The organism is Streptomyces scabichelini, from assembly GCF_011045015.1.
In the GTDB taxonomy this organism is placed as follows: Bacteria; Actinomycetota; Actinomycetes; order Streptomycetales; family Streptomycetaceae; genus Streptomyces; species Streptomyces scabichelini.
In genome coordinates this window covers 1-891 of sequence record NZ_JAAKZY010000478.1, presented here as the reverse complement: position 1 = coordinate 891, position 891 = coordinate 1, and the positions used below count along the sequence as shown (strand labels likewise).

Below are 891 nucleotides of genomic sequence, written 5' to 3'. Positions count from 1 at the left end.
GCCCCGCCCCGCCACCACCCACCGGGACGGCAACTCAATCCGCGCGCCATCACCCCCGTACTCCGTCGTGACGAGAGGCAACTCACCACTCGCAACAACACGAAGCCCGGCGGCCCGCAAAAACTCCGGCACCGCATCATCGGCCACGTCGCCCGGAACGATCCCGTGCCGAAAGACGGGCGCAAGTTTGGCCGGCGGCCCCTCGGGCCGCTGCGCAAGACCGCGCAGCACACCCCCGGCAGCCTCGGCAAGCTCGACAAGAAAGGCACGCCCCCGCTCACCCACAAGGGCGGCAACGCCATCGACGACCGGCTGCCGGTCATCCGGCTCACACTGATGGAGCACGCCCCGCATATACACGTTGGCGTCACCGAGCTCGGCGTGCAACGTCTCGGCCTCACTCTTCTCGGCCGCATCGAGCAGCCGGTACGCAGCCTGCCCCGCCCGGTCCGCGTGCCGGGCATGATCGAGGGCGGCGGCCGACAGATCGGCACCGATGACGTGCGGGTACCGGTCGGCGAGGAAGCGGGTCTGGGTACCGTTGCCGCAGCCGAGGTCCACGAAGGGCAGGCCGGGAGCCGTCAAGTACGGCTCGAACAAGCCGAGATGAACGCCGACGGTGAGTGCGGGCTCGGCGTCCCAGAAGACGGCTCCCTGCTCGTCGGGAGCCTCCCGCCAGAAGCCCTCCCAGGCGTCCCTGTACCGAGTCGTCACGCTCATGCCAGCTCCCCGGGGTGCGACAGCGCCCGCCGGAACGGGCGGGCCAGATCGGTCTACCGCGCCCGGAGTGCGGCGACAAGCGCGCGGCGCACACCTTTCATACCTTTCACGGTTCTTTCGACACACGTACGCCGCCGCGCGCCCTTGCGCTCCCCGCCCCTGCTCGCGCCC

1 protein-coding gene is annotated in these 891 nt (G+C 70.5%); it reads right to left on the bottom strand.

The window, feature by feature from the left end; translation table 11 throughout:
• A partial coding sequence (locus G5C60_RS50785) for a class I SAM-dependent methyltransferase (protein ID WP_165271113.1) occupies nt 1-720 on the bottom strand: 720 nt, incomplete at its 3' end.
• Nucleotides 721-891 lie beyond the last annotated feature (171 nt).